Annotated in this window: 18 protein-coding genes; 5 read left to right on the top strand and 13 right to left on the bottom strand. The window is 33.5% G+C overall.

Annotation, left to right across the window (positions count from 1 at the left end; genetic code table 11):
* Nucleotides 1-21 precede the first annotated feature (21 nt).
* Nucleotides 22-705: a ComF family protein gene (locus ACOYLT_RS01740; RefSeq protein WP_422852117.1), complete on the top strand. Its 684-nt coding sequence runs from the start codon at nt 22-24 to the stop codon at nt 703-705.
* 75 nt (nt 706-780) lie between these two features.
* Nucleotides 781-2379, top strand: a complete 1599-nt coding sequence (locus ACOYLT_RS01735) for an Ig-like domain-containing protein (RefSeq protein ID WP_422852116.1) — start codon at nt 781-783, stop codon at nt 2377-2379.
* On the opposite strand, the gene ACOYLT_RS01730 is transcribed toward ACOYLT_RS01735, so the two are convergent.
* The 5 genes from ACOYLT_RS01730 to ACOYLT_RS01710 form a co-directional block, all read right to left on the bottom strand.
* Nucleotides 2372-3136, bottom strand: coding sequence for a nitrilase family protein (locus tag ACOYLT_RS01730; RefSeq protein WP_422852115.1), 765 nt, complete (start codon nt 3134-3136; stop codon nt 2372-2374). The two genes, ACOYLT_RS01735 and ACOYLT_RS01730, sit on opposite strands and share 8 nt — an antisense overlap.
* A gap of 68 nt (nt 3137-3204) precedes the next feature.
* Nucleotides 3205-3966 carry a succinate dehydrogenase/fumarate reductase iron-sulfur subunit gene (locus ACOYLT_RS01725; RefSeq protein WP_422852114.1) on the bottom strand — a complete coding sequence of 254 codons (762 nt, stop codon included), beginning with the start codon at nt 3964-3966 and terminating at the stop codon, nt 3205-3207.
* 46 nt (nt 3967-4012) lie between these two features.
* The gene (locus ACOYLT_RS01720; protein WP_422852113.1) at nt 4013-4387 is read right to left on the bottom strand and encodes a four helix bundle protein; all 375 of its coding nucleotides are present in this window, start codon (nt 4385-4387) and stop codon (nt 4013-4015) included.
* 28 nt (nt 4388-4415) lie between these two features.
* On the bottom strand, nt 4416-6425 hold the full coding sequence (locus ACOYLT_RS01715) for a fumarate reductase/succinate dehydrogenase flavoprotein subunit (RefSeq protein WP_422852112.1): 2010 nt from the start codon (nt 6423-6425) through the stop codon (nt 4416-4418).
* Nucleotides 6426-6464: 39 nt separating this feature from the next.
* On the bottom strand, nt 6465-7304 hold the full coding sequence (locus tag ACOYLT_RS01710; protein ID WP_422852111.1) for a succinate dehydrogenase cytochrome b subunit: 840 nt from the start codon (nt 7302-7304) through the stop codon (nt 6465-6467).
* A 358-nt stretch (nt 7305-7662) separates the two neighbouring features.
* On the opposite strand from ACOYLT_RS01710, the gene ACOYLT_RS01705 reads away from it, so the two are divergent.
* Both ACOYLT_RS01705 and ACOYLT_RS01700 read left to right on the top strand, forming a co-directional pair.
* Nucleotides 7663-8955, top strand: a complete 1293-nt coding sequence (locus tag ACOYLT_RS01705) for an aminopeptidase P family protein (protein WP_422852110.1) — start codon at nt 7663-7665, stop codon at nt 8953-8955.
* Nucleotides 8956-9060: 105 nt separating this feature from the next.
* Nucleotides 9061-9846 carry an alpha/beta fold hydrolase gene (locus ACOYLT_RS01700; RefSeq protein ID WP_422852109.1) on the top strand — a complete coding sequence of 262 codons (786 nt, stop codon included), beginning with the start codon at nt 9061-9063 and terminating at the stop codon, nt 9844-9846.
* On the opposite strand, the gene ACOYLT_RS01695 is transcribed toward ACOYLT_RS01700, so the two are convergent.
* From ACOYLT_RS01695 to ACOYLT_RS01675, 5 genes are all read right to left on the bottom strand, one after another.
* A complete protein-coding gene (locus ACOYLT_RS01695) occupies nt 9843-12602 on the bottom strand; it encodes a PD-(D/E)XK nuclease family protein (RefSeq protein ID WP_422852108.1) in 2760 nt (919 codons plus the stop codon). The two genes, ACOYLT_RS01700 and ACOYLT_RS01695, sit on opposite strands and share 4 nt — an antisense overlap.
* 60 nt (nt 12603-12662) lie before the next feature.
* Nucleotides 12663-14057 (bottom strand): OmpA family protein, encoded by a 1395-nt coding sequence (locus ACOYLT_RS01690; protein WP_422852107.1) that lies wholly within the window; start codon nt 14055-14057, stop codon nt 12663-12665.
* A gap of 91 nt (nt 14058-14148) precedes the next feature.
* A complete protein-coding gene (gene kbl / locus ACOYLT_RS01685) occupies nt 14149-15339 on the bottom strand; it encodes a glycine C-acetyltransferase (protein ID WP_422852106.1) in 1191 nt (396 codons plus the stop codon).
* A gap of 23 nt (nt 15340-15362) precedes the next feature.
* Nucleotides 15363-18545: a UvrD-helicase domain-containing protein gene (locus tag ACOYLT_RS01680; protein ID WP_422852105.1), complete on the bottom strand. Its 3183-nt coding sequence runs from the start codon at nt 18543-18545 to the stop codon at nt 15363-15365.
* Nucleotides 18545-19066: a GNAT family N-acetyltransferase gene (locus tag ACOYLT_RS01675; protein WP_422852104.1), complete on the bottom strand. Its 522-nt coding sequence runs from the start codon at nt 19064-19066 to the stop codon at nt 18545-18547. The genes ACOYLT_RS01680 and ACOYLT_RS01675 overlap by 1 nt, the downstream gene beginning before the upstream one ends.
* A gap of 110 nt (nt 19067-19176) precedes the next feature.
* On the opposite strand from ACOYLT_RS01675, the gene ACOYLT_RS01670 reads away from it, so the two are divergent.
* Entirely contained in the window at nt 19177-19785 is a 609-nt protein-coding gene (locus ACOYLT_RS01670) for a superoxide dismutase (RefSeq protein WP_422852103.1), read from the top strand.
* 389 nt (nt 19786-20174) lie between these two features.
* On the opposite strand, the gene ACOYLT_RS01665 is transcribed toward ACOYLT_RS01670, so the two are convergent.
* From ACOYLT_RS01665 to fic, 3 genes are all read right to left on the bottom strand, one after another.
* Nucleotides 20175-22073, bottom strand: a complete 1899-nt coding sequence (locus ACOYLT_RS01665) for an amidophosphoribosyltransferase (protein WP_422852102.1) — start codon at nt 22071-22073, stop codon at nt 20175-20177.
* Nucleotides 22074-22170: 97 nt separating this feature from the next.
* Nucleotides 22171-23097 (bottom strand): PfkB family carbohydrate kinase, encoded by a 927-nt coding sequence (locus ACOYLT_RS01660; RefSeq protein WP_422852101.1) that lies wholly within the window; start codon nt 23095-23097, stop codon nt 22171-22173.
* Between the two features lie 181 nt (nt 23098-23278).
* Nucleotides 23279-24106 (bottom strand): protein adenylyltransferase Fic (gene fic / locus ACOYLT_RS01655; RefSeq protein WP_422852099.1); only part of this gene is annotated, 828 nt, incomplete at its 5' end.

Below are 24106 nucleotides of genomic sequence, written 5' to 3'. Positions count from 1 at the left end.
ATCTAAGAGAAAATCTTTTTTATGCTTCCCCAAATTGTAAATTTATTTTTTCCAAAGTCTTGTGTGGGCTGTCATTCTCTTTTGTTGCAGGATGAAAGCGTAATTTGTACGCTATGCCGACATGAAATTCCGTTGACAAACCATCATAAAATGGAAAATAATGAAGTGGTTCAAAAGTTTTATGGCAGAATTCCATTAGTCTTTGGCGCAGCGTTGTTTTACTTTCATAAAAAAGGTATTGTTCAGGAGATGATGCATCATCTGAAATATAAAGGACATCAAGATATTAGTGCCATGATAGGTCATTGGTATGCACATGAGTTGAAAGATTTAGCGCTAATAAAGGATATAGATTATATTATTCCAGTTCCGTTGCACAAGAAAAGATTGAGAGAACGCGGCTATAATCAGGTGGAAGGTTTTGGAAAAGCTTTAGCCGAAAATTTAAAAATTCCCTACAATGACATCTTGTTACAGCGCAAGATTTATACTAAAACACAAACTAAGAAAACACTTTTAGGAAGAACAGAAGTGGCAGATTCTATTTTTGATGTTTCTTTTTCGTACGCTTATCACGGCAAACATTTTTTACTCATTGATGATGTGATAACAACGGGATCCACTCTCGAAGCCTGTAGTAGAGCCATTTTAAAAATACCCAATGCCAAAATCAGCATTGTTTGTATGGCTATGTCGCATAGTTAATTTGTAAACTTTCACTTAAAACATTTCATTCACACTAAATATAATTGTTATTTTGTGCTTTGAAAAAATTGCAGTATGCCAAAATCTAGTTACCAGTTATTTTGTTTGCTTTTTGTCTTAGTATTGGCTAGTTGTGCCAAACGCGGTTCTATTACTGGTGGCGATAAAGACACGATTGCGCCAATTTTGAAAGCTAGTTTTCCTAAAAATTTGACCACGAATTTTAATGGCAAAGAAATTAAATTGGTTTTTGATGAATATGTAAAATTAAAAAATGTCAATAAGCAGTTGATTATATCTCCACCAATGAATAATCAGCCTGAGATTTTGCCTTATACAGCAAGTAAAGTGATTACCATCAAAATTAAGGATACACTTAAACCCAATGCCACCTATAGTTTCAATTTTGGACAGAGTATAGAAGATAATAATGAAGCCAATCCTTATTCACAGTTCAAATATGTATTTTCGACTGGCACTTATATTGACTCGTTGAAATTGAATGTCAAAGTTAAAGATGCTTTAGAAAAGAAAGCACCTAATTTTGTTTCGATAATGCTATATGAAGTGAATGAAAAGTTCAATGATTCAACAATATATAAAGAAACACCTCGATATATTACTAATACTTTGGATAGTTTAAAAGTAGTTCAAATTGAGAACATCAAAGCGGGAAAATATCTTTTAGTAGCTTTGAAAGACAATGGGAACAATAAATTCAATCCAAAAACAGATAAAATTGGGTTTCAAAAACACTATATTGCCATTCCTAACGATACTATTTTTGAGTTAGCATTATTCAAAGAAAAACTACCGTTCAAGGCCATTAAACCAACTCAGGAGTCAGCAAACAGACTGCTTATGGGTTATGAAGGCAATCCAAAAGGAGCGAAGGTTACTGTAAAAAATGGAGCAGAAATTATTCCATCAATCGTGACACAATTTCCCAAAAAAGACTCTCTTCAAGTATGGTTCAAGCCAATAAAAGCCGACTCTTTGCACGTTGCCGTTTCAAAGGATAAATTTGAAGAGGATTTTACGGTTAAATTAAAAAAACAAAAAGCGGATACACTTTCAATTAGTCCAGAATTTAGTGGCAATCTTCCACTTCGTGAAAAATTTACTTTGAATAGTAATATCCCTTTATTGAATTTTGACAAATCAAAAATCAGTATTAAGAATAAAGATTCTTTAGCGGTTGATTTTACGATTGAAAATGATGAATTTCATCAAAAACTGCTTTTAAATTTCAAAAAAGAACCTTTAGAAAAATACCAAATCTCTTTTTTGCCTGGTGCTTTGACCGATTTTTATGAAGAGCAGAATACTATATTAAAATATGCTATTGCTACTAAAAACAGTTCAGATTATGGTAATTTAAAAGTGATTTTGGAGCATGTTAAAAAATTCCCAGTCATTGTGGATCTCACCGATAAAGACGGAAAAGTACTAGCAACAGAATACACCGAAAAAAACAATATAGTCGAATTTTTAGCAGTAGAACCCGCTGTTTATACCCTAAGGATTATCTATGACGATAATAAAAATGGTATTTGGGATACAGGAAGTTATATGGAAAAACGCCAAACAGAAGAAGTGATTTATTTTCTAAAAGAAATTGATGTTCGCGCCAATTGGGATGTAGAACAACCGTTTGAGTTAAGTGCTAAATAATTTCAAACCCATCTCTATCATTCAAAAAACCTAATTGCTGTCTGGTTTCCATGAGTTGTTTTTTGTCTAATGCTATTATAAAAACACCCTCAGACTCTTGTGGTTCTACAATATAATTTCCAAGAAAATCTACCACTTGAGAGTGACCAATATAGTCTAAACTATTATTATCCTTTCCTATTCTGTTCACGCCTATTGCGTAACTCATGTTTTCAACCGCACGCGCTCTTAACAAAATATCCCATGCATTGGTACGAGGTTTTGGCCAATTAGCTACATAAAGTAATATATCATAGTCTTCAACATTTCTAGCAAAAACAGGGAATCGTAAATCATAACAAATCAGCGGGCATATTTTAAAGCCTTTGTATTCAATAAGTATTTTGTCTTTTCCAGCAGTATAAACCTTGTCTTCACCAGCTAGTGTAAACAAATGTCTTTTGTCATAGTGTTGGATTGCTCCATCAGGAAATACAAAAACTAATCGGTTGTAGTAATTTCCGTTTTCTTCTATCACTAAACTTCCAGTAATGGCGCAGTTTTTGGCTTTCGCCAAATGTTGTAACCAAGCAATCGTTTCACCTAGCATGGTTTCGGCCACTGCTTTTGGGTTCATAGTGAAACCAGAAGAAAACATTTCGGGAAGCACAATCAAATCAACGTCTTCTATAAAACCAGTAATTTTTTGAGATAAATGACTTCGGTTTTCTGTTGCGTTTTCCCAAGTTAGAGAAGTTTGTAGTAGTGCTATTTTCATAGCTCGAATTTACAAAAAAAACGCATCCAAATAATGAATGCGTTTTGTATTTATAAATTTATGAAACGTTATTTTATACTTGCTTTTAAATATTCTCTATTCATACGAGCAATATTTTCTAGAGAAATTCCTTTTGGACATTCTACTTCACAAGCTCCAGTATTGGTACAGTTTCCAAAACCTTCTTCATCCATTTGGCGCACCATGTTTAAAACACGTTCTGTAGCTTCTACTTTTCCTTGAGGTAATAAAGCATATTGTGAAACTTTGGCACCAACAAATAGCATTGCTGAACCATTTTTACAAGTAGCTACACAAGCACCACAACCTATACAGGCAGCGGCTTCAAATGCTCGGTCAGCATCATGTTTTGGTACAGGTGTTGCATTAGCGTCTATAGTTCTTCCAGAGGTATTTACTGAGACAAATCCTCCAGCTTGCTGAATTCTATCAAAAGCAGAACGATCAACAACTAAATCTTTTACCACTGGGAAAGCTTTACTTCTCCAAGGCTCTATAAAGATAGTATCACCATCTTTGAACTTACGCATGTGCAACTGACACGTTGTGGTTCCAGTATCTGGTCCGTGAGCTCTTCCGTTGATATACAAAGAACACATACCACAAATTCCTTCGCGACAATCGTGATCAAAAGCAACAGGTTCTTTTTTATCATTGATTAATTGCTCATTCAATTGGTCTAACATTTCCAAAAATGAACTTGCTGTAGAAACATTATCTAATGTATAAGTCTCTATGTTTCCTTTTGCCTTAGCGTTTTTTTGACGCCAAATTTTAAGGGTTATATTGATGTTTTTTGCTGCACTCATGTTTTTTATTTTTAGCCAATAGCCAATAGGCAAAAGGCATTAGTAACTATTGTTTACTTGATTCTAATTTGTTTATAAAAGAATTTATCATTTTGCTTTCTTCTGTAATTTGATTCATTAATTCTGAAAATAAAATTTCATTTTTAATGAATTGTAATCTTTTGGCAACTATCAGTTGAGTCTCTAATTCAAATAAAGAACCTCTTGAGATGCTTACAAAATGAATATAACTTTGTGTTGAATTTCTTCCATAACCTTCAGCTATATTTGAAGAAATTGAAATGGAAGCTCTTTTTGCTTGGCTTGTTAAAGCATACATTTCTTCTTTCGGAAAATCTTCAACCAATTCATATAAATTAATGGCAATGTCAATTCCTTTTTGCCAAATTAGTAAATCTTTATATGATTTTACTTCACTCATAAACTATTGCCTTTTGGCTAATGCCTAATTACTTATAATTACGGGCTGCAATTTTAATAAATTCGTATTTCAATTCTTCCTTATTTAGCTCTTCTTTAGTGATGTCGTCACCCTTATATTCCCAAGCACTAACAAACGAGAAATTTTTGTCATCACGAAGCGTTTCTCCTTCACTGTCTTGATATTCTTCACGGAAATGGCCCCCACAAGATTCATTTCGTTGCAAAGCATCCATTGCCATTAATTGCCCTAAATCAATTAAATCTGCCACTCGTAGTGCTTTTTCTAGCTGAGGATTGAATTCATCCGCACTTCCTGGAACGTTAACGTCTCTAAAGAATTCTTCTTTTAAAGCTCCAATTTCTGCAATGGCTTCTTTTAGACCAGCTTCATTTCTGCCCATTCCTACTTTATTCCACATAATTAATCCTAATCTTTTATGGAAATGATCCACCGATTTAGAACCTTTATTATTTAAGAATGTAGTGATGGTTTCTTTAACTCTATTTTCTGCATCAGCAAATTCTTGAGTATCGGTTGAAATTTTTCCGGTTCTAATTTCGTCTGCCAAATAATTAGAAACGGTATATGGCAAAACAAAATAGCCATCCGCTAGACCTTGCATTAATGCAGAAGCCCCGAGTCTGTTGGCTCCATGATCAGAGAAATTAGCTTCTCCAGCCACAAAACAACCTGGAATTGTAGATTGTAAATTATAATCAACCCAAACGCCACCCATAGTATAGTGAACCGCTGGGTAAATTTTCATTGGTGTTTCATACGGATTTTCATCGGTGATTTTTTGGTACATGGTGAACAAGTTGCCGTATTTTTCTTTCAACCATTGTTTTCCTAAAGCAGTAATTTCTTCTGTTGTTGGATGGTGATTTCCTTTGGCAAAAGCTGCTTGTTTACCTTTATTTTGAATTTCAGTTGAAAAATCTAAATAAACACCTTCATTGGTGTCATTGGCTTCAATTCCTCTACCTTCATCACAAACTTCTTTTGCTGCTCTTGATGAAATATCTCTTGGAGCCAAGTTTCCGTATGAAGGATATTTACGTTCTAAAAAGTAATCTCTATCTTCTTCAGATATTTGCAATGGGTTTAATTTACCGGTTCGAATTGCTTCAGCATCCTCCTTTTTTTTAGGAACCCAAATACGACCCGAATTACGCAAAGATTCTGACATTAATGTCAGTTTAGCCTGGTTGGTGCCATGAACAGGAATACAGGTTGGATGAATTTGAACAAAACAAGGATTAGCAAATAAAGCCCCTTGTTTGTGTATTTTCCAAGCAGCAGTAACGTTACTTCCCATAGCGTTGGTAGAAAGAAAATAAACATTACCATAACCGCCAGAAGCAATTACAACCGCATGAGCCGAATGTCTTTCTAATTCTCCAGTTACTAAATTACGAGCAATAATTCCACGTGCTTTTCCGTCAACTTTTACCAAATCTAGCATTTCATGACGGCTGAACATTTCAACTCTTCCTAGTCCTATTTGTCTTGATAAAGCAGAATAAGCTCCTAATAATAACTGTTGTCCTGTTTGTCCAGCAGCATAAAAAGTACGCTGTACTTGTGTTCCACCAAATGAACGGTTGTCTAATAATCCACCATAATCTCTTGCAAAAGGAACGCCTTGTGCGACACATTGGTCAATAATATTTGACGAAACTTCTGCTAAACGATGAACGTTTGCTTCTCTTGCTCTATAATCACCGCCTTTAATGGTGTCATAAAACAATCTAAAAGTACTGTCGCCATCATTTTGATAATTTTTAGCGGCATTAATTCCTCCTTGAGCTGCGATAGAATGTGCTCTACGAGGAGAATCTTGAAAGCAAAACGCTTTTACATTGTAACCCATTTCTCCCAGAGAAGCTGCAGCAGATGCACCAGCTAAACCAGTACCTACAACAATAATATCAATTTTTGGTCTGTTGTTTGGAGCTACTAATTTTAAATGATCTTTATAATCGGTCCATTTTTTTGAAATATGACCTTCTGGTATTTTAGAATCTAACTTCATAATAATATGGTGTTGTACTGAAACAAGTTCAATATAAAATTATTTTAAGAAAAAGTGAATATAAACTGGAATAATTGCAAATAAAAGTGGAACTATAATTGCAAATGCTTTTCCAAAACCTTTTATAGCAGGTGTATATTTCGGATGGTTTAAGCCTATAGATTGGAAGGCACTATTGAATCCATGTAATAAGTGGAATGACAAAACAAACATTGCCAAAACATATAGTAATGTAGCAATCAAGCCAGTTTTAGTATCTTTGAAGAAAGCCACGGTGATTTTATGTAAATCTTTATACCCTTCACCCATTTTAACATTGGCCACTTTATTATAAAACTCTGTTCTATTTCTGATTTCTAGTCCCATCTGTTCCAATTGACTGGCATTAGCAGGAAAAAATTTACCTGTTTCAGTAGTAATATAATATTCTGCTTTCTGCCCCATTTGTTCAACAGTAATAGTTTGTAATGGCATATTCTTATCAAAATGCATTACCGCCCAAAAGTTAACCATATGCGTCACTATGAAAACTAAAATTAAAGTTCCCAATACCGCCATGTTTCTTGAGGAGAAACTGCTGTTTTTTGAAGGATCGTTTTTAGCATATCCGATAGGTCTTGCTTTTACGTTTTGATAGGTAAGCAAAAAGCCATCAACAGCATGGAATAAAATGGAAATGTAAGTGAGGTAAGAAAGGATTTTTACAGCTGGATTTGAGGTCATGAACAATGCATATTGATTGAAATGAGAAGCATCGCTAAAAATTAATTGAAGATTTCCCGCTAAGTGACCCGCTAAAAACAAGCATAAAAATAAACCTGTAAGAGCCATCCAATATTTTTTTGCAAGAGATGACTTTAGAATTGCAGATTTTGCCATAATTATATATAATTTGTTAAAAAAATCAAACAAAAGTACAGTTAAATAGTTTTAACTACAACCTTTTCGATGTAATTTATAATGAATTTAAAATGAGTTTAACAATTGTTGATATTCAATTGCTTAATTCTGTTTTTTTGACAAAAAAAGCTAAACAAAACTACTAATCACAGGTTGAAATTAATTCTCACAAAACCATCTGGAAATATTTTCTGCCCCTTAGGGTTCAAATTTACCATTTGTAGCAACTTCATTTCTAGAAGTTAATATATACTACAGTAAAAATTAATTGTTTCATAGCTGCCCATTTTAATTCCAATGTTTTAACTTTGGGACCTATAATAGTAATCATTTAAGAATGAAATATCATCAAATAGACTGTCAACTGTTTATTAAAAACAGAGTAAAATTCACCTCGAAAATGAAACCAAACAGCGTTGCTGTTTTTAACTCAAATGATATATATCCTGTTTCTGCAGATAGTACATTGCCTTTTGCACAACATCGTGATATTTTTTATTTAAGCGGTGTTGACCAAGAAGAAAGCATTTTATTGCTTTTTCCAGATGCACCCTATGAACATTTGAAAGAAATTTTATTCTTAAAAGAAACCAATGAGCATATCGCTATTTGGGAAGGAGAAAAGCTAACCAAAGACCTTGCTTTTGAAGTGTCTGGAATAAAATCGGTGATTTGGTTGCAGGATTTTCACAAAACGTTGAAAGAAGTAATGGCGTATTCCGATACAATTTACATCAATACTAACGAGCATTATCGTGCCACAATAGAAACTGAAACTCGTGAAGCCCGTTTTGTAAAATGGTGGAAGGAAAACTATCCAGGGCACAAGGTGGAAAAATCCAATCCTATTTTACAAAGACTGCGTTCTGTTAAAGAAATCGAAGAATTAGACTTGATTCAAGAAGCGTGTAACATAACCGAAAAAGGATATCGCAGAGTTTTGAATTTTGTAAAACCAAACGTAATGGAATACGAAATCGAAGCGGAATTTGCGCATGAATTTCTACGCAATCGCTCCAAAGGTTTTGCTTATACTCCTATTATTGCATCAGGAAATAATGCTAATGTATTGCACTATATAGAGAATAACCAACAATGCAAAGCGGGCGATTTGATTTTACTAGACGTTGGAGCAGAATATGCAAATTATTCTAGTGATATGACGCGTATGGTTCCTGTTTCTGGACGATTTACAGAGAGACAAAAAGAGGTTTATAATGCGGTCTTGCGAGTAAAAAATGAAGCTACAAAAATGCTAACCGTTGGCAATCTTTGGAAACAATATCACGTTGAGGTAGGCAAAGTTATGACTTCGGAGTTGCTTGGCCTAGGTTTACTAGACAAAGCCGATGTGCAAAATGAAAATCCGGATTGGCCTGCCTATAAAAAATACTTCATGCACGGCACGTCGCATCACTTGGGATTGGACACACACGATTACGGATTGCTGCACGAACCTATGCAAGCCAATATGGTCTTCACGGTAGAGCCAGGCATCTATGTTCCAGCCGAAGGTTTTGGTATTCGTATAGAAGATGATGTGGTAATACAAGCCAAAGGCGAACCATTTAATTTGATGCGCAACATTCCTATTGAAGTAGAGGAGATAGAGTCAATAATGAATACCTAATTAAGTGATTAGTAAAAAGGGATAAGCTGCTCTCAAAAGGAGCCGCTTTTTATTTTTCAAAAATTAATTCCTGCTTTCGAAGCTAAATACTATTTTTGAATGCAAATGGTAAATCAACTTATTTATAAAAACACTAAGATTTCCTATACCGACGAAGGTAAAGGAACTGCTGTGCTTTTGCTACATGGTTTCCTAGAAAACAAAACCATGTGGAAAGCTTTTGTGCCAGAATTGGCAAAAAAACATCGTGTTATTACTTTAGATTTGCTAGGTCATGGTGAAACTGAATGTATAGGATATGTTCACGTAATGGAAGATCAAGCGGATATGATTTATACTTTAATGTTGTATCTAAAAATCAGAAAAGTGGTATTGGTAGGTCATTCTATGGGAGGTTATGTGGCGCTGGCTTTTGCAGAGTTATATCCAGAACATGTTAAAGGATTGTTGCTGCTTAACTCTACTTCAAAAGCAGACAGCGAGGAGCGCAAAATCAATAGAGCTAGAGCTATTGTTGCGGTAAAACAGAATTATGGTGCTTTTGTCAGTATGAGTATTGCCAATCTTTTTAGTGAAGACAACCGCGAAAGACTTTCTAAAGAAATAGAAAAAGTAAAGAAAGAAGCCTTGAAAACCCCTTTGCAGGGAATTGTTGCCGCTATAGAAGGTATGAAAATTAGAAAAGACAGACAGGCATTGTTGCATTTTGCAACTTATCCAATAGAGTTGGTGTTAGGAAAAAAAGATGGTGTTCTAAATTATGACGAGAACATTGAACAGATAGAAGGCACCAAAGTGCAACTCACTACTTTCCCCGATGGACACATGTCACACATTGAAAATGAGAAGGAATTGAAGCAAGTTTTAGAGAATTTTTTAAAGAAAGTTTAGTTTATTTTCTCCTCAAAAGGAATAACTACATTCAAAATCTCTTGAAGTAAAACAACAATTTGCGCCAAATAATTTTCTATTATTGCCTCTGTAATAGCTGTTGTTTTTACTTTATTTTCCTCAAAGGTAAAAGGTAAAAATCCGGATTTTAAATTCTTAAACGAGATAATTCCGGCTTCAATTTCTTTTCCTTTAGCTTCGTGTTGATACATGAAAGCATAGGCAAGCACCTGAATGATTTTCTCGTTTTTGATATCTTCCGTTAGTCCAGTCCAATCTTTGAGCGTTACGTTTTTCTGTTCTACCTTCCCAGATTTATAATCTACAATTCGGATTTTTCCGTTGCGAAGTTCAATTCTATCCACTTTTCCAGCAATCTTTACAGGAAATGGTAATGTAGCATGTTGCAAAGTTTGACTTAAATCGGCTTCCAATGCTAAAATTTGAACCTGATCACCTTTTTCTAGCCCTTCTTTCTCGTGTTTCAAAAAGTTAGACACGTTTCTTTTGGCTACTTCAAAAGCCAATAAGTTTCGTCCTTTATTGATTTCGCCTTCTTTATACTCTAACTTGAATTGGTTTAGGACTTCGCTTTCAATTTTAGGAAAACAAGCATCAATGTCTTCTGTTGTCAAGAGTCTTCCCATAAATGGTTTGTATAATTCTTCCAAAGCACTATGAATAATGATTCCCAAAGTATTTACGGCTATGTTTTCTTCGACTTCATCAGTTTCTTTAATGCGTAATATGCGCTGAAAATAAAACTGTATTGGGTTACGGATATAGGATGTTAAAGAAGAGGGTGAAAATCCTTTTTCGGCTATTTCTTTTAATCGAATCATTACACTTTCTGTCTTTGGGACTAGTATAGGTTGATAGGCAATATTGGGCACATCAGGATTATAATACTGAAAAGACAAGTTGTGGTTGGGTTGTTTTTCTACTTCCAATTGGGTGATAAATCGGCTCTTTTCTCCGGCATCAAAACCTTCACTATCTGAGTTGTAAATGAGATAAATATTTTTAGCACGTTGCAATAAATGATAAAAGTGATAGGTATAAATTGCGTCTTTCTCTTTAAAAGTGGGCAAGCCATATTCTTTTTTGACATCATAAGGAATAAAAGAATTATTACTTTTTCCTGCTGGAAATTTTCCTTCGTTGACCGATGTAATGATAACCGTTTCAAAATCGAGGACACGACTTTCCAAAACCCCCATAATTTGTAATCCGTTCAAAGGTTCTCCTTCAAAGGAAACTTCTGCCAAGTCAATCACTTGTTTATAAATGGCTTGTAACGTTTTGATGTCATCAATATTTTGATGGGAGGAAAAATAAGAAATCATTTTGTTTATGATTTTATATATTGAATATACAAAAGCATTGGTGATTTTTTCTTCTTCGTTATCAAAACTCAAATGGGCTTTGATTTGCAATAAAATTGTCGATAGATTTTCTAAGACAGCAACACAGCTTCTGTCCCATTTTTGAAATAATAATTGAAATAATTCATTACTTTCAGGGTGAAGTTCCACCAGTTTTTTATGGGTGATGAAAGTATAATTGTTTTTATTAATAATGGAAACCAATCCATCAGCATTCACATAATTTTCAATAAAAGGATGGGTTAGAATATCGAGTACATCTTTATAATACATTACATAATTCGAAGCATTTCTAGTCAATGCATTAGTATGTAATTTAAAAAGTTTTGAAATTAATAATTGCGCAGGATTGTTTTTGCTAGTAAACCCCATAGTAATATTCAAAGCATCAATATTAGCTGGTAAGGAATGTAAAACAGGCAACAACAAATTTTCTTCTCCAAGCACTAAAGCCACATTTTGTATGCTAGAACTATTTTCTTGAATTTGATTTTCAATTATATGACCGGCAATTTTTGCTTGTCCAATTGATTTAGAAGTGGCAATAACTTGAATATTCTTTGCTTCTGAAAAATCATTAACTATCCATTCGTAAGGATGTGTTTTATAATAAATCCATTCTGATTTGAAACGACGTTGGAACATACCAGCATCATGAAAAGTATCGTGTAATAATGTTTCATCAATATCCCAATAGATTTTGGCAACATCAAGTGCTAATAAGTGTTGAATTATTTTTTCTTCTGCTTGATTGAGTGCATTAAAGCCAGCAAAGACAAAATGATTATTGTTGTTTTCTGAAAAATGGTTAAGATTTTCAACAGCTTCGCGATAAATTAAACCTTGATAGCCAATTCCTTTATTAGACAAATAAGTATAAAGTGAGTGATAATAGTGTGGTAGTTTTTTCCAAAAAATTAAATAGTTTTCGATTAGTTCTGTTCTTTTATTACTATCAACAGACCAATGCTCAATTTCTTTTATGTTTTCCAGATAATTTAAAATTTTATCGGGTTCTAATAGATACCTATCGATTTCATTAAAATCTTGAACTAAGGTTTTAGCCCAATTGGCAAATGTTTCAAACGGTTCTGCTTTATCTTTTTCAGTTATTGAAAGATATACTTCATAAAATTCAAATATTAGTTCAACGCTATCAATAGAGCGTATTCCTGCAATATCTTGAATAAAATCTTCTATACTGATTATTTCTGGAGCAAAGATATTATGGGTAACTAGATTTTTTAGTTCATCGAGTAAGAAAACTTTAGCTCTTTTATTAGGTAAAATAATAACTAATTCCGAAAGATTTTCAGAATAATTTTTTAAAATTTCTTTGGCTAGTTGGTGAAGAAATGTTTGTTTTGACATTGTATAAAAATAAAAAAACGTCCCGAATTTGGGACGTTTTTTCGAAATATTTTTTAAAAATTATTTTACTAATTTCACTTCAACTCTTCTGTTGTTAGCTTTACCAGCTTTAGTCTTATTAGAGTCTATTGGTTTAGTTTCACCAAAACCAGCTGAAGATAATCTAGAAGGTGCAATTCCGTTTTCAACTAAATAGTTTTTAACAGAAGCAGCTCTATTTTCAGAAAGTTTTTGGTTAGTTGCATCTACACCATCGGTATCTGTATGGCCTTCAATACTAAATTTAGCATCAGGATACTCTTTTAAAATAGCGGTAATAGCTTGTAGTACTGGGAAAGTTTGTTTTTGGAATGAAGTTTTACCACTATCAAACAAGATAGTTTTAGCATAATCATTTAATTTTTTGATAGCTTCTTGAGGAACTTCTGGACAACCATTATTAGCAACCGTTCCTACTACGTCTGGACATTTGTCATCTTTGTCTAAAACTTTATCACCATCTCTATCTGGCCATGGACAACCACCGTTTTGTTTAGGACCTTTAACGTCTTTACATTTATCATCTTTATCTTGAACGCCATCACCATCAGTATCAGGACAACCTTTGAATTGTTTTAAACCAGCAACATCAACACAAGCGTCAACATCATCAGAAATACCATCGCCATCTGTGTCAGGACAACCGTTGAATTCAGCAGGTCCAGCAACATCTGGACAAGTATCTTTGCTATCTTCTATACCATCGCTATCTGAATCAGGACATCCGTTGAATTGTTTTAAACCAGCAACTTCTGGACAAGCATCAACATTATCATAGATACCATCACCATCTTTATCTGAACCTCCGAATTTGAATGTTATACCAGCAAAGTGTTGCATGTGAGAAGGCATATTCTCACGAACATCTTCAAATGAATGCTTGTAAGTAGAACGAAGAGAAAAACCAACAGTTTCAGTGAACCAATAAGTTAAACCTAATCCTGCGTTTAGAGTTCCAGCTTTTTTATCATCACCAATCCAAGTATAACCACCACCAATATGTAAAGATGGGTCAACAGTTTTTGATTTGATTAAGCTCATTAAACTATAGTTGATAACTCCATCAACTGCATAGTAGTTTAAATCACCAGGGTTTTCTACTGTGTAAGATCCATTATTAATTCCTGGATTTACCCATTTGGTAATCTTGTTAATAGACCCAGTAACTCCGAAAGAGAAATTATTTCCAACGGATTTAGATAGGTTTATAAAAGATACAGAAGGCAAGATGTTCCAATTTTCTTTTACGTTTAGATACTGTGAAAATTGATCCTCTATTTTTGATGCAGCACTTACTCTGGTGTCTACTGCGTTTACCCCAAACGAAATAGCCCATGGGTTTTTGTCGTCTTGTGCTTGTGAGCTTAAACCTGCTAACATAACCATAGCAACGAATAATTTGTTAAGATGTTTCATACTTTAATTTGATTAGATTATAAATTTTATAATGGCACAAAAGTAATGCGTAATACTATAATAACAAAATATTTCGTTAAAATATAGCTAATTATATGATATTTAGCTCTTTTGCTACTTCAGAAAATGCAATAATAGCTTCGTCAAGATGTTCTTTTGTGTGGGCTGCTGATAATTGAACTCTAATTCTAGCTTTATTTTTTGGCACTACTGGGAAAAAGAAACCTATTACATATATGTTTTTTTTAAGTAATTCCTCTGCCATAATCTGAGATAATTTTGCATCATAAAGCATTACTGGAACAATTGCAGAATCTCCATCTATAAAATTCAAACCTGCTTTGCGCAAACCATCTTTAAAGTAATTGGTATTCCATTCTAGTTTGTCTCTTAGTGTGGTGTCATTTTCTAAAAGTTCAAACACTTTGATAGACGCGCCAACAATAGCTGGAGCTAAAGAATTAGAAAACAAATAGGGTCTTGATCGTTGGCGCAAAATTTCAATAATTTCTTTTTTGGCAGTGGTATAGCCGCCCATAGCACCGCCGAGTGCTTTTCCTAAAGTTCCTGTTATGATGTCAACTCTTCCCATTACACCTTTGGCTTCAAGTGTGCCTTTGCCCGTGGCGCCAATAAAACCAGCGGCATGACATTCATCTACCATGACTAATGCATCATACATATCTGCTAAATCACATATTTTATCCAATGGTGCTACTATTCCATCCATAGAGAAAACACCATCGGTTACAATCAACTTGAAACGATGTCCAGCCTCTACTGCTATTTTTAATTGGTTTTCCAAATCCTCCATATTGGAATTTTCATAACGATAGCGCGCCGCTTTACATAATCTAACACCATCAATAATAGAAGCATGGTTTAAACTATCGGAAATAATACAATCTTCTTCGCCTAATAAAGGTTCAAAAACACCACCATTGGCATCAAAAGCTGCTGCATATAAAATGGTATCTTCAGTTCCATAAAAATCAGCTATCTTTTTTTCTAATGTTTTGTGAATATCTTGAGTGCCACAAATAAAACGAACTGAAGACATTCCAAAACCATGCGAATCTAAAGCATCTTTAGCGGCTTGAATAACTTCAGGGTGTGATGATAGCCCTAAATAATTATTACCACAAAAATTCAGCACTGTTTTACCATTTACAACTATTTCTGCTCCTTGTGGCGAAGTGATAATGCGTTCTTTTTTATACAAACCATTTTCCTCAATGGTGTTTAATTCGTTTTGCAGGTGTTGATGAAGTTTTCCGTACATCTTTAATTTAAAGTTTGTTTTGCTTACAAATTTACCACTTCCAAAGTTTCCCCAATGTAAACTAAAGCTTTTTTAGTCACTTTGAAACCCATTTTTTCTATAGCGTTTTGATAATTTTCTAGTTGTACTTGATATTTAGCTTGATGCGAACCAGTTTTATAATCCAAAAGATAGATTTCTTTATTTTTTATTACAACCATTCTATCAGGTTTTACCAAATTGCCTTCTTTTTGGATAATGGTTTTCTCGTTTAAGATTACGCTTCCCTCTTCAAAAAAATCGGTTAAATCTTTGTGATTGATTATTTCTTTGATAGTTTTTTGAACAATTTCTTTTTCAGACGAAGTGATTAATCCATTTTCTAAAGCTTTGATCAGAGCCAAATCAATGTCATTTTCAGTTTTAACAAACGACAAAATTTCGTGAATAATATTCCCGTATTCAATAGCTTTTTGTTGTTTGGTATTCCACATTAAGCTTTCTCGCTGCGCTATTTTGATGTGCTTTGGGTTTAAAGTTTCTTTTAGTTGCGGAATTAATTTTGTATCATCAACTATCAATTTATGGTAAGATAATTTTTCATCCGAGCCAAATGCATACACAAGTTTGTTTTCCTCGTATAAGTTCCTATTAATCAAAAATTTGATAAAAAGCGATGCCATGTTATTAGGAAAAATTCCTTTGTCATTTTGCTTTTGCATTCTAGAAATAATATACAATTGTTCTTCGGCTCTAGTTAATGCTACATATAAAACATTACTATTATCTAGTAAATCTTCTTGAATTTTTTGTTGAAGAATTGCAGATGCTGTTTCACCATAATTTTCTACTTCTTTATTTTTTGACACCAATGCTTTAGGTAAACCCAAAAGCTCTTCATCGGCATTTACCCAGATTTTATCTCCTTTATTTCTGGAATAATCTTCTTCGGCAAAAGGGAAAATTACCACTGGGAATTCCAATCCTTTGGATTTATGAATGGTCATAATCCTTATGGCATCATTGCCTTCGGGCGAGGGAATACTTAGTTTTTCTTTTTGCATTTCCCAATAGTTTAAAAAATCTGAAACACCTGCCTGAGTTTTTAAATCGCGTTCCAAAATAATATCTAGAAAATATTGCAAATAGGCGTTTCTTTTTTCAATAGCAATAGCTTTAGAAATAATTAATTCTACTGCTTCATAAAGCGATTTTTTGCGAATAGTAGTAAACGAAATTTCAATATCAAATTGCAACAACCATTGTTGAAAATCGGATTCTGTTTTTTGTTCCATTCCTTGCAAAATGAAATCGTGAATTTCTATTTTCCCAATTTGATTTTGTGCCAAATAATATAAAAAATTTGCCTTAGCTTCTAGATCATTTTTATTTTTCAAGTAGTGTAAAAAATGAACGATAAACTTTACTTCGGATGAAGAACCAAGTAATAAGCTTTCGGAAGATAAAATTGGAATTCCTTTTTCTGTCAAAAAATTGGCAATGGCAGTTCCTGGTTTTTTATTCCGCGTTAGAATGACAATATCTTTATTAGAAAAACCATTTGATTTTACCTTTTCAATAGTTTGAAGAGTTGCTTCTAAATATTGTTCGATTTTATCTAAATTTTCTTCTTCATAACTTTCGTCTTTACTTTCGCTTTTATCAATTTTTGGCAAAAAAGTAATGTTTACATAGCCCCCTTTTTTATCATTAGTTTCTTGTTTGCTATGATTTTGGTATAAATCTTTATAATCTTCATTCAAAAATTCGTGGGATAAAAACCCAAATAATTGATTGTTAAAATCAATAATTTCAGTATAACTTCTATAATTTCTTTCTAATGAAAATTGTTGGAAGTCTGGATTAACAAATGGGTTTTCACCTTTGCTCAAAGCTATAAATTGCTCTGCTTTTCCGCCACGCCATCGATAAATGGATTGCTTTGGGTCGCCAACAATCATTAACGAACCTCTATCTCCATTCAAGTCTTCGCTAGAAAGGGCATTGTCAATTAAAGGGATGAGGTTTTGCCATTGCATTTCGGAGGTATCTTGAAATTCATCAATGAAAAAATTTCGGTATTTTTCCCCTAAACGTTCATAAATAAAAGGCGCTGGTTGGTTTTGTATTTGCTCGTTTATTAATTTATTAAATTGTGTAATGGATAAAATTCCTTGTTCTTCTTGAATTTTTTTTAATTCAATATTCAATGTATTTAATAATGAAAGCGGGGTAATGTTTTTTAGGAAAGCATTATAAAATAAGTGTTTTTCAGCAATTTCGTTGATTTGAATTAATATATCTAAAAGTTCATGGGCAATTTCATCTATACTTTCTTTTTGGTTTTGAGGTGTTTTTGCGGAATATCTTTTCCCTTCGCTTTCCTCAAGATATTTATAATGCCCTACATGTTTTACAACTTCTCCTTTTGATAATTTTAAAAAATGTTTTGGAATGTAACTTGAATAAAAAGAATCAAACTCAATGCCTTTGTTTTCTATTAATTTCAATGCCAAATTTGCCAATTCAACACTGTTTGATTTCAATTCTAAAGTATGTGCTACTATTTTATTTTTGATTTCAACAAAATCTGCAATGGTTTTATTGTTGAAATGGGTTATTTCTTCGCGATTATTTTCATTTAATATCAATTTACCGGTTTCCATAATTTCTCTAGAAATGTCCCAAGATTTATCATCATCGGTTTTTTCCATAGTGAAATCTATCAGCAATTTGGTTAAGGTTTCATCATTTCCTGCTTCTGAAATGATAGCATCAACGGCTTCTGCTAAAAGGTTTTCTGAGTCGAGGGAAACATCAAAAGTTATTGGCAATCCTAAATCAAGAGCAAAAGCTCGAATGACTTTGTGGGTAAACTTATCTATAGTAGAAATATCAAAAGAGGCATAATTATGGATTAAGTTTTTGATAATACTTTTTGCTTTTTCAGTAATGCTTTGCAAACTCAATCCCGTTTCTGCCTGAATCTTCTGCATCATTTGTAAAGCTTTTTCAGAGGGGTTTTCTTTCGCGAATTCTGATAGATTTCCTACTACGCGACTTTTCATTTCATGTACCGCTTTGTTGGTAAATGTAATAGCAAGGATGTTTCGGTAAGCATCTGGTTTTTTGGATAATAGAATAATCTTTAAATATTCTTTTACCAAAGTATAGGTTTTCCCAGAACCGGCGGAAGCATCATATATAGAAAAAGCGGGTTTTTGCATTAGTTTTTAATTATTAGATAAACAAAATTCATTTTGCTGGCTTCGCCATAATATTCAACTTCAACTTCAGCTACTTTCACAGCGCCTATTTTTTCAATGGCTTTTTGCGAACGAATATTTAATGCGCCAACGTGAAAATATACTTTGTCTACAAATTGAAAGGCATAATCGAGCATTAGTTTTTTTATAGCGGGGTTATACCCTTTGCCCCAAAATTTTCTTCCGATAAAAGTATAGCCAATCAAAATAGAGTTTTCTTTTTCATTAAAATCATAATAACGGCTACTGCCTATAACTTCATTAGTCTTGTTTTCACGAATTATAAAGGCACCTTTTGATAGCAATGCGCCTTCAAAATAATTATGAAAAACATTTTTTTGATAGCGTAATTTGTTTGGATGTTGTTCCCAAACCAAAGGGTCTGAGGCCACTTTATATAATTCTTCAAAATCAATTTTTTGAAGAGGAATTAACTGAATTGTTTCGTTTTTTAAATCAATTGGTTGAATATTGAAACTCATTTAGTTTAGCAATGTTTTTTTTATGAAATTTTATAAAAATAGTATTTCTTTTTACAAAGTTAAATGTATAAATTTGAATTCAATTTAATAGTAACTAAAATAAAAATATCATGGCTTTTGAATTACCACAATTACCCTATGCATATGATGCATTAGAACCGCATATTGATTCCAAAACAATGGAAATTCACCATTCAAAACATCATAATGCTTATACAACCAATCTTAATGCTGCTATAGCAGGAACAGATATGGAGGGAAAAACAATTGAAAACATTTTAATTAATTTAGATATGAAAAACATGGCTGTTAGAAATAATGGCGGTGGTTTTTACAATCACAACTTGTTTTGGAAAGTAATGTCTCCTAATGGTGGTGGAAAACCAACTGGTGAATTAGCAGACGCAATTGAAGCTGCTTTTGGAACATTTGAAGAGTTCAAAGCACAATTTGCTAAAGCTGGAGCTACTCGTTTTGGTTCAGGGTGGGCTTGGTTATGTGTTCACAAAGACGGAAAAGTAGCAGTGTGCTCAACACCAAATCAAGACAATCCATTAATGCCAGATGCAGGATGCGATGGCTTTCCAATTTTAGGCATGGATGTTTGGGAACATGCTTATTATTTGCATTATCAAAATCGTCGTCCAGATTATATTGAAGCTTTTTTTAATGTTATTAATTGGACAGAAGTAGCCAGACTTTATGCTCTAGAAAAATAATCTCAAATTATTTTATCATTGTAAGACCGATTGTGAGAGCAATCGGTTTTTTATTTTTGATAAGTTGAAATTAACTGTCGGAATTTATTTTTGATTTAATGTACTAAATGCACTGTAATTATAACTATTCACATCAATTGAATAGGCCTTAATTTACATACAAAATAGATTGGAATGATCAGGAAATGTTGGGGGAAAGTACTTTTTACAGATTTTTTTAATTACTATAAATAAAAAAGGCGAAAATTTCTTTTCACCTTTTTTGCCCCAAATCTACCATAAACTTAACCTACTAATGCTATGGTGATGCAAATGTAATAAGTTTACTATTTCGAAGACAAACTTTTCGGATGAACGGCATTAAAAATCGATTAAATGCATTAAAAAAGTTAATAGGCACGAGCATCTTTTCCTTCGTAAAAGTTCATGAAAGCTTTATTTACAACTCTATTTCCACCAGGCGTTGGATAATCACCAGTGAAGTACCAATCTCCAAGGTTTTTTGGACAAGCTATATGAAGATTTTCTACGGTTTGGAAAATAATTTTTACTTCAGCTTTAATGTCTTCTGGATGCAATAGGTCAGCAATTTTATTAGAAATTTCGGTATCCGAAAAAGGAGCGTAAATTTCGGTTACAAAGTTTAATACTTCTGCATCTTTTAGGTTTTCCTGAGATTTACATTTTTTATACACATCATCAACAATATGATATTGGTTTCTTTCTTTTAACAATTCAATTGCTGCTTGAAAAGCGATTAAACCTTCCAATTTTGCCATGTCGATTCCATAACAATCAGGATAACGAATTTGTGGCGCCGATGAAACTACAACAATGCGTTTAGGATTTAATCTACCCATCATTTTAAGAATACTTTTCTTTAAAGTAGTTCCTCTAACAATACTGTCATCAATGATTACTAAGTTATCGGTTGGTTTAATTACACCATAGGTCACATCATAAACGTGTGCCACTAAATCATCCCGACTACTATCTTCGGTTATGAAAGTTCTAAGTTTGGCGTCTTTAATGGCTATTTTTTCGGTTCTGATTTTTACCGAAAGTATTTCTTCTAACTTTTCTTTGGTTAATACTTTTCTATTGTTGAGTATAAATTGATTTTTTCTTTGATTAAGAAAATCATTTGCCGCTTCAACCATTCCATAAAAAGAAGTTTCAGCAGTATTGGGAATAAAAGAGAAAACAGTATTATCTGTATCATTTTCAATGGCTTCAAGAACGGCTGGTAAAATTAATTTTCCCAATTCTTTTCTTTCTTGATAAATTTCGGCATCACTACCGCGAGAAAAGTAGATACGCTCAAAGGAACAGGCTTTTTTCACCGTTGGTGTGATGATTTCTTGTTGAGAAACGCTGCCGTTTTTCTTAATAATCAATGCATTTCCAGGGAGTAATTCTTCTACTTTTTCAAAAGGAACATTGAAAACCGTTTGTATTACAGGTCTTTCTGAAGCCACTACTACAATTTCATCATCCTCATAAAAATAAGCAGGACGAATTCCAGCTGGATCACGAAACACAAACGCATCACCATGACCCAATAATCCTGCCATAGCATAGCCACCATCCCAACCTTTTGAAGCGCGTTTTAATATTTTTGCAATAGCAAGTTTTTCGGCAATAATTGGAGAAGCCTCTCTTTTTGTCAACCCGTTGTTTTTACATTCTAAGTACAAATCAGTAACTTCATCATCTAGAAAATGGCCTATTTTTTCCATTACAGTTACGGTATCTGCCATTTCTTTTGGATGCTGACCTAATTCGATTAAACTGTTAAAAAGCTCCGTTACATTAGTCATGTTAAAATTCCCCGCTAATATCAGATTTCGATGCATCCAATTGTTTTGACGCAGAAAAGGATGCACACTTTCGATACTGTTTTTCCCAAAAGTTCCGTATCGAACATGGCCTAAAAACAATTCGCCTATATAGGGAATGTTTGCTTTTTGTAAGCTCACATTGTCTTGATATTCTGGATGAGAAGTTAATTCAGCATTGATTCGTTCATTGATTTGAGCAAAAACATCTTGAATAGGTTGCGCATTATTGGAACGAACTCTGCTAATGTATCTTTCGCCAGGGTCAACATCTAGTTTTATAGAGGCAAATCCTGCTCCATCTTGGCCACGGTTGTGCTGCTTTTCCATTAAGAGATACATTTTTTGTATCCCATAAAAAGCCGAACCATATTTTTCTTTATAAAATTCTAATGGTTTTTTTAATCGTAAAAGGGCAATTCCACATTCGTGTTTAATGGCGTCACTCATGATAGTAGTTATATTGCTTGAGCTGAATTAGTTTCAGCTTTTGTTTCTATTATTTTATTTTAAATAAAAAATGCCCCGAAAATTTCGAGGCATAAATTTATTGTAATTCTATTTCAAATTGTGTTAAAGCTTTGAATTGTTTCAAGCGATTTTTAACTTCGGCTTCAGTTACTGTTAACATGCGTTCTGTCCCGAATTTTTCTACACAGAAAGAGGCCAAGTTGGACCCTTGAATTATAGCGGTTTTCATCGTTTCAAAGGAGATGTCTCCTTGTTGAGTGATGAATCCTGCAAATCCTCCTGCAAAAGTATCACCTGCTCCTGTTGGGTCAAACACATCGGCCAACGGTAATGCTGGCGCGAAGAAAATATGTTCGTTATAGAAAATTAAGGCTCCGTGTTCTCCTTTTTTAATCACTACATATTTTGGTCCCATCGTGTGGATTTTAGCTGCCGCTTTCACCAAAGAATATTCTCCAGACAATTGGCGCGCTTCTTCGTCGTTAATGGTGATTACATCTACGCGTTTGATAACGTCTAATAACTCTGGTAAGGCACAATCCATCCAAAAGTTCATAGTGTCTAAAACTACTAGTTTAGGTTTCTGAGTCATTTGATTTAAAACACCGGTTTGCACAATAGGGTGTAAGTTGCCTAACATCACTACATCGGCATTTTTATAATTTTCTGGTACGATTGGATTGAAATCGGCTAAAACATTTAACTCTGTAGCCAACGTATCTCTTGAGTTCATATCATTGTGGTAACGACCACTCCAAAAGAAGGTTTTTCCGCCTTTTACGATTTCTAACCCTGAAATATCAATATTTCTTGCGGTTAATAAATCCAAATACTCTTGTGGAAAATCATCACCCACTACCGAAACAATAGCCGATTGCAATTTAAAATGAGAAGCCGAAAGACCAATAAATGTTCCCGCACCGCCAAGGATTTTATCTGTTTTTCCAAAAGGCGTTTCGATAGCATCAAAAGCGACGGTTCCTACTATTAATAGTTTGTTCATTACGAGTGTTTCAAATTAAAGGGGCAAAGATAAACTTTAGTTTAGAAGTTTAAAAGTTTACCCTTAAATAAATTCAGGGTTTACGGTTTAAAAGTTAACTAGTATTTCCCTATTCCTAAACTTAGCTTTTTAGTTGTAGTCCCTAACTTCTTGAACAGCGCTATTTGATATTTTTTGGGTGTTAATTTTCTTCGTAATAATAAGAATAATCAATCCCTTTCATATACATTTCGCGACTACTGATTTCATTTGTTAAAGCTTTTTCGAGTAAATTTATTATTTCATTGCTATCTACAACACTTTTTATCATTGCTTGATGATATTCATTTTTGGTGATTTTGCTCCAATCTACACATTGGTTTAGTTGCTTTTTGAGAATTAAATCTAGCCATATTCTTGTACTTCTTCCATTACCTTCCATAAAAGGATGCGCAATGTTCATCTCTACATAGGCGTTGGCAATTTCTTCAAATGTGTTTTTTGGCAGCTCTTCAATTTGCTTTAAAGATGCTGGAAGAAACTGTGCCATTGCAAATTGAAAACCCCCTTTTGAAATGTTTTTATTGCGAATTTGCCCTGCAAAATCATAAAGACCACCAAATAAATAACCATGAATTTGTTGCAAGCTTTTTGTAGTTCCTATTTCTATATTTTCTATAAATGAACTTTCAAATAAGGCATACGCTTTTGATTTGCTTTTGCCATCAATAGTTTCATCGCTGTAGGTAAACCATTCTATAAAACGATTTGCCTTAGTGCCCGGAAACGTTTTGCCTAGAGCTATAATGCCGTTATAATCTAAGACATCAGTGTTGTATTTTTTACCATCTGCAGCGAAAAGTTTCAGTTGGGTAGTAGCACTAACCACCTGATTGTTTTCTTTTTTTAATTTGGCTTTTAGGTATTTCCAATAGTTTCTTGTTTTGTTGTAATCGTCTTGATTAGTGAGCACTGCAACAATATCTAGGACCGAAAACCTCCATTTACTGTTGTCTTCGTCCCAAATGGC

The organism is Flavobacterium sp. (genome assembly GCF_049318185.1).
Lineage (GTDB): Bacteria > Bacteroidota > Bacteroidia > Flavobacteriales > Flavobacteriaceae > Flavobacterium.
This window is presented reverse-complemented; position numbering and strand designations above follow the sequence as displayed.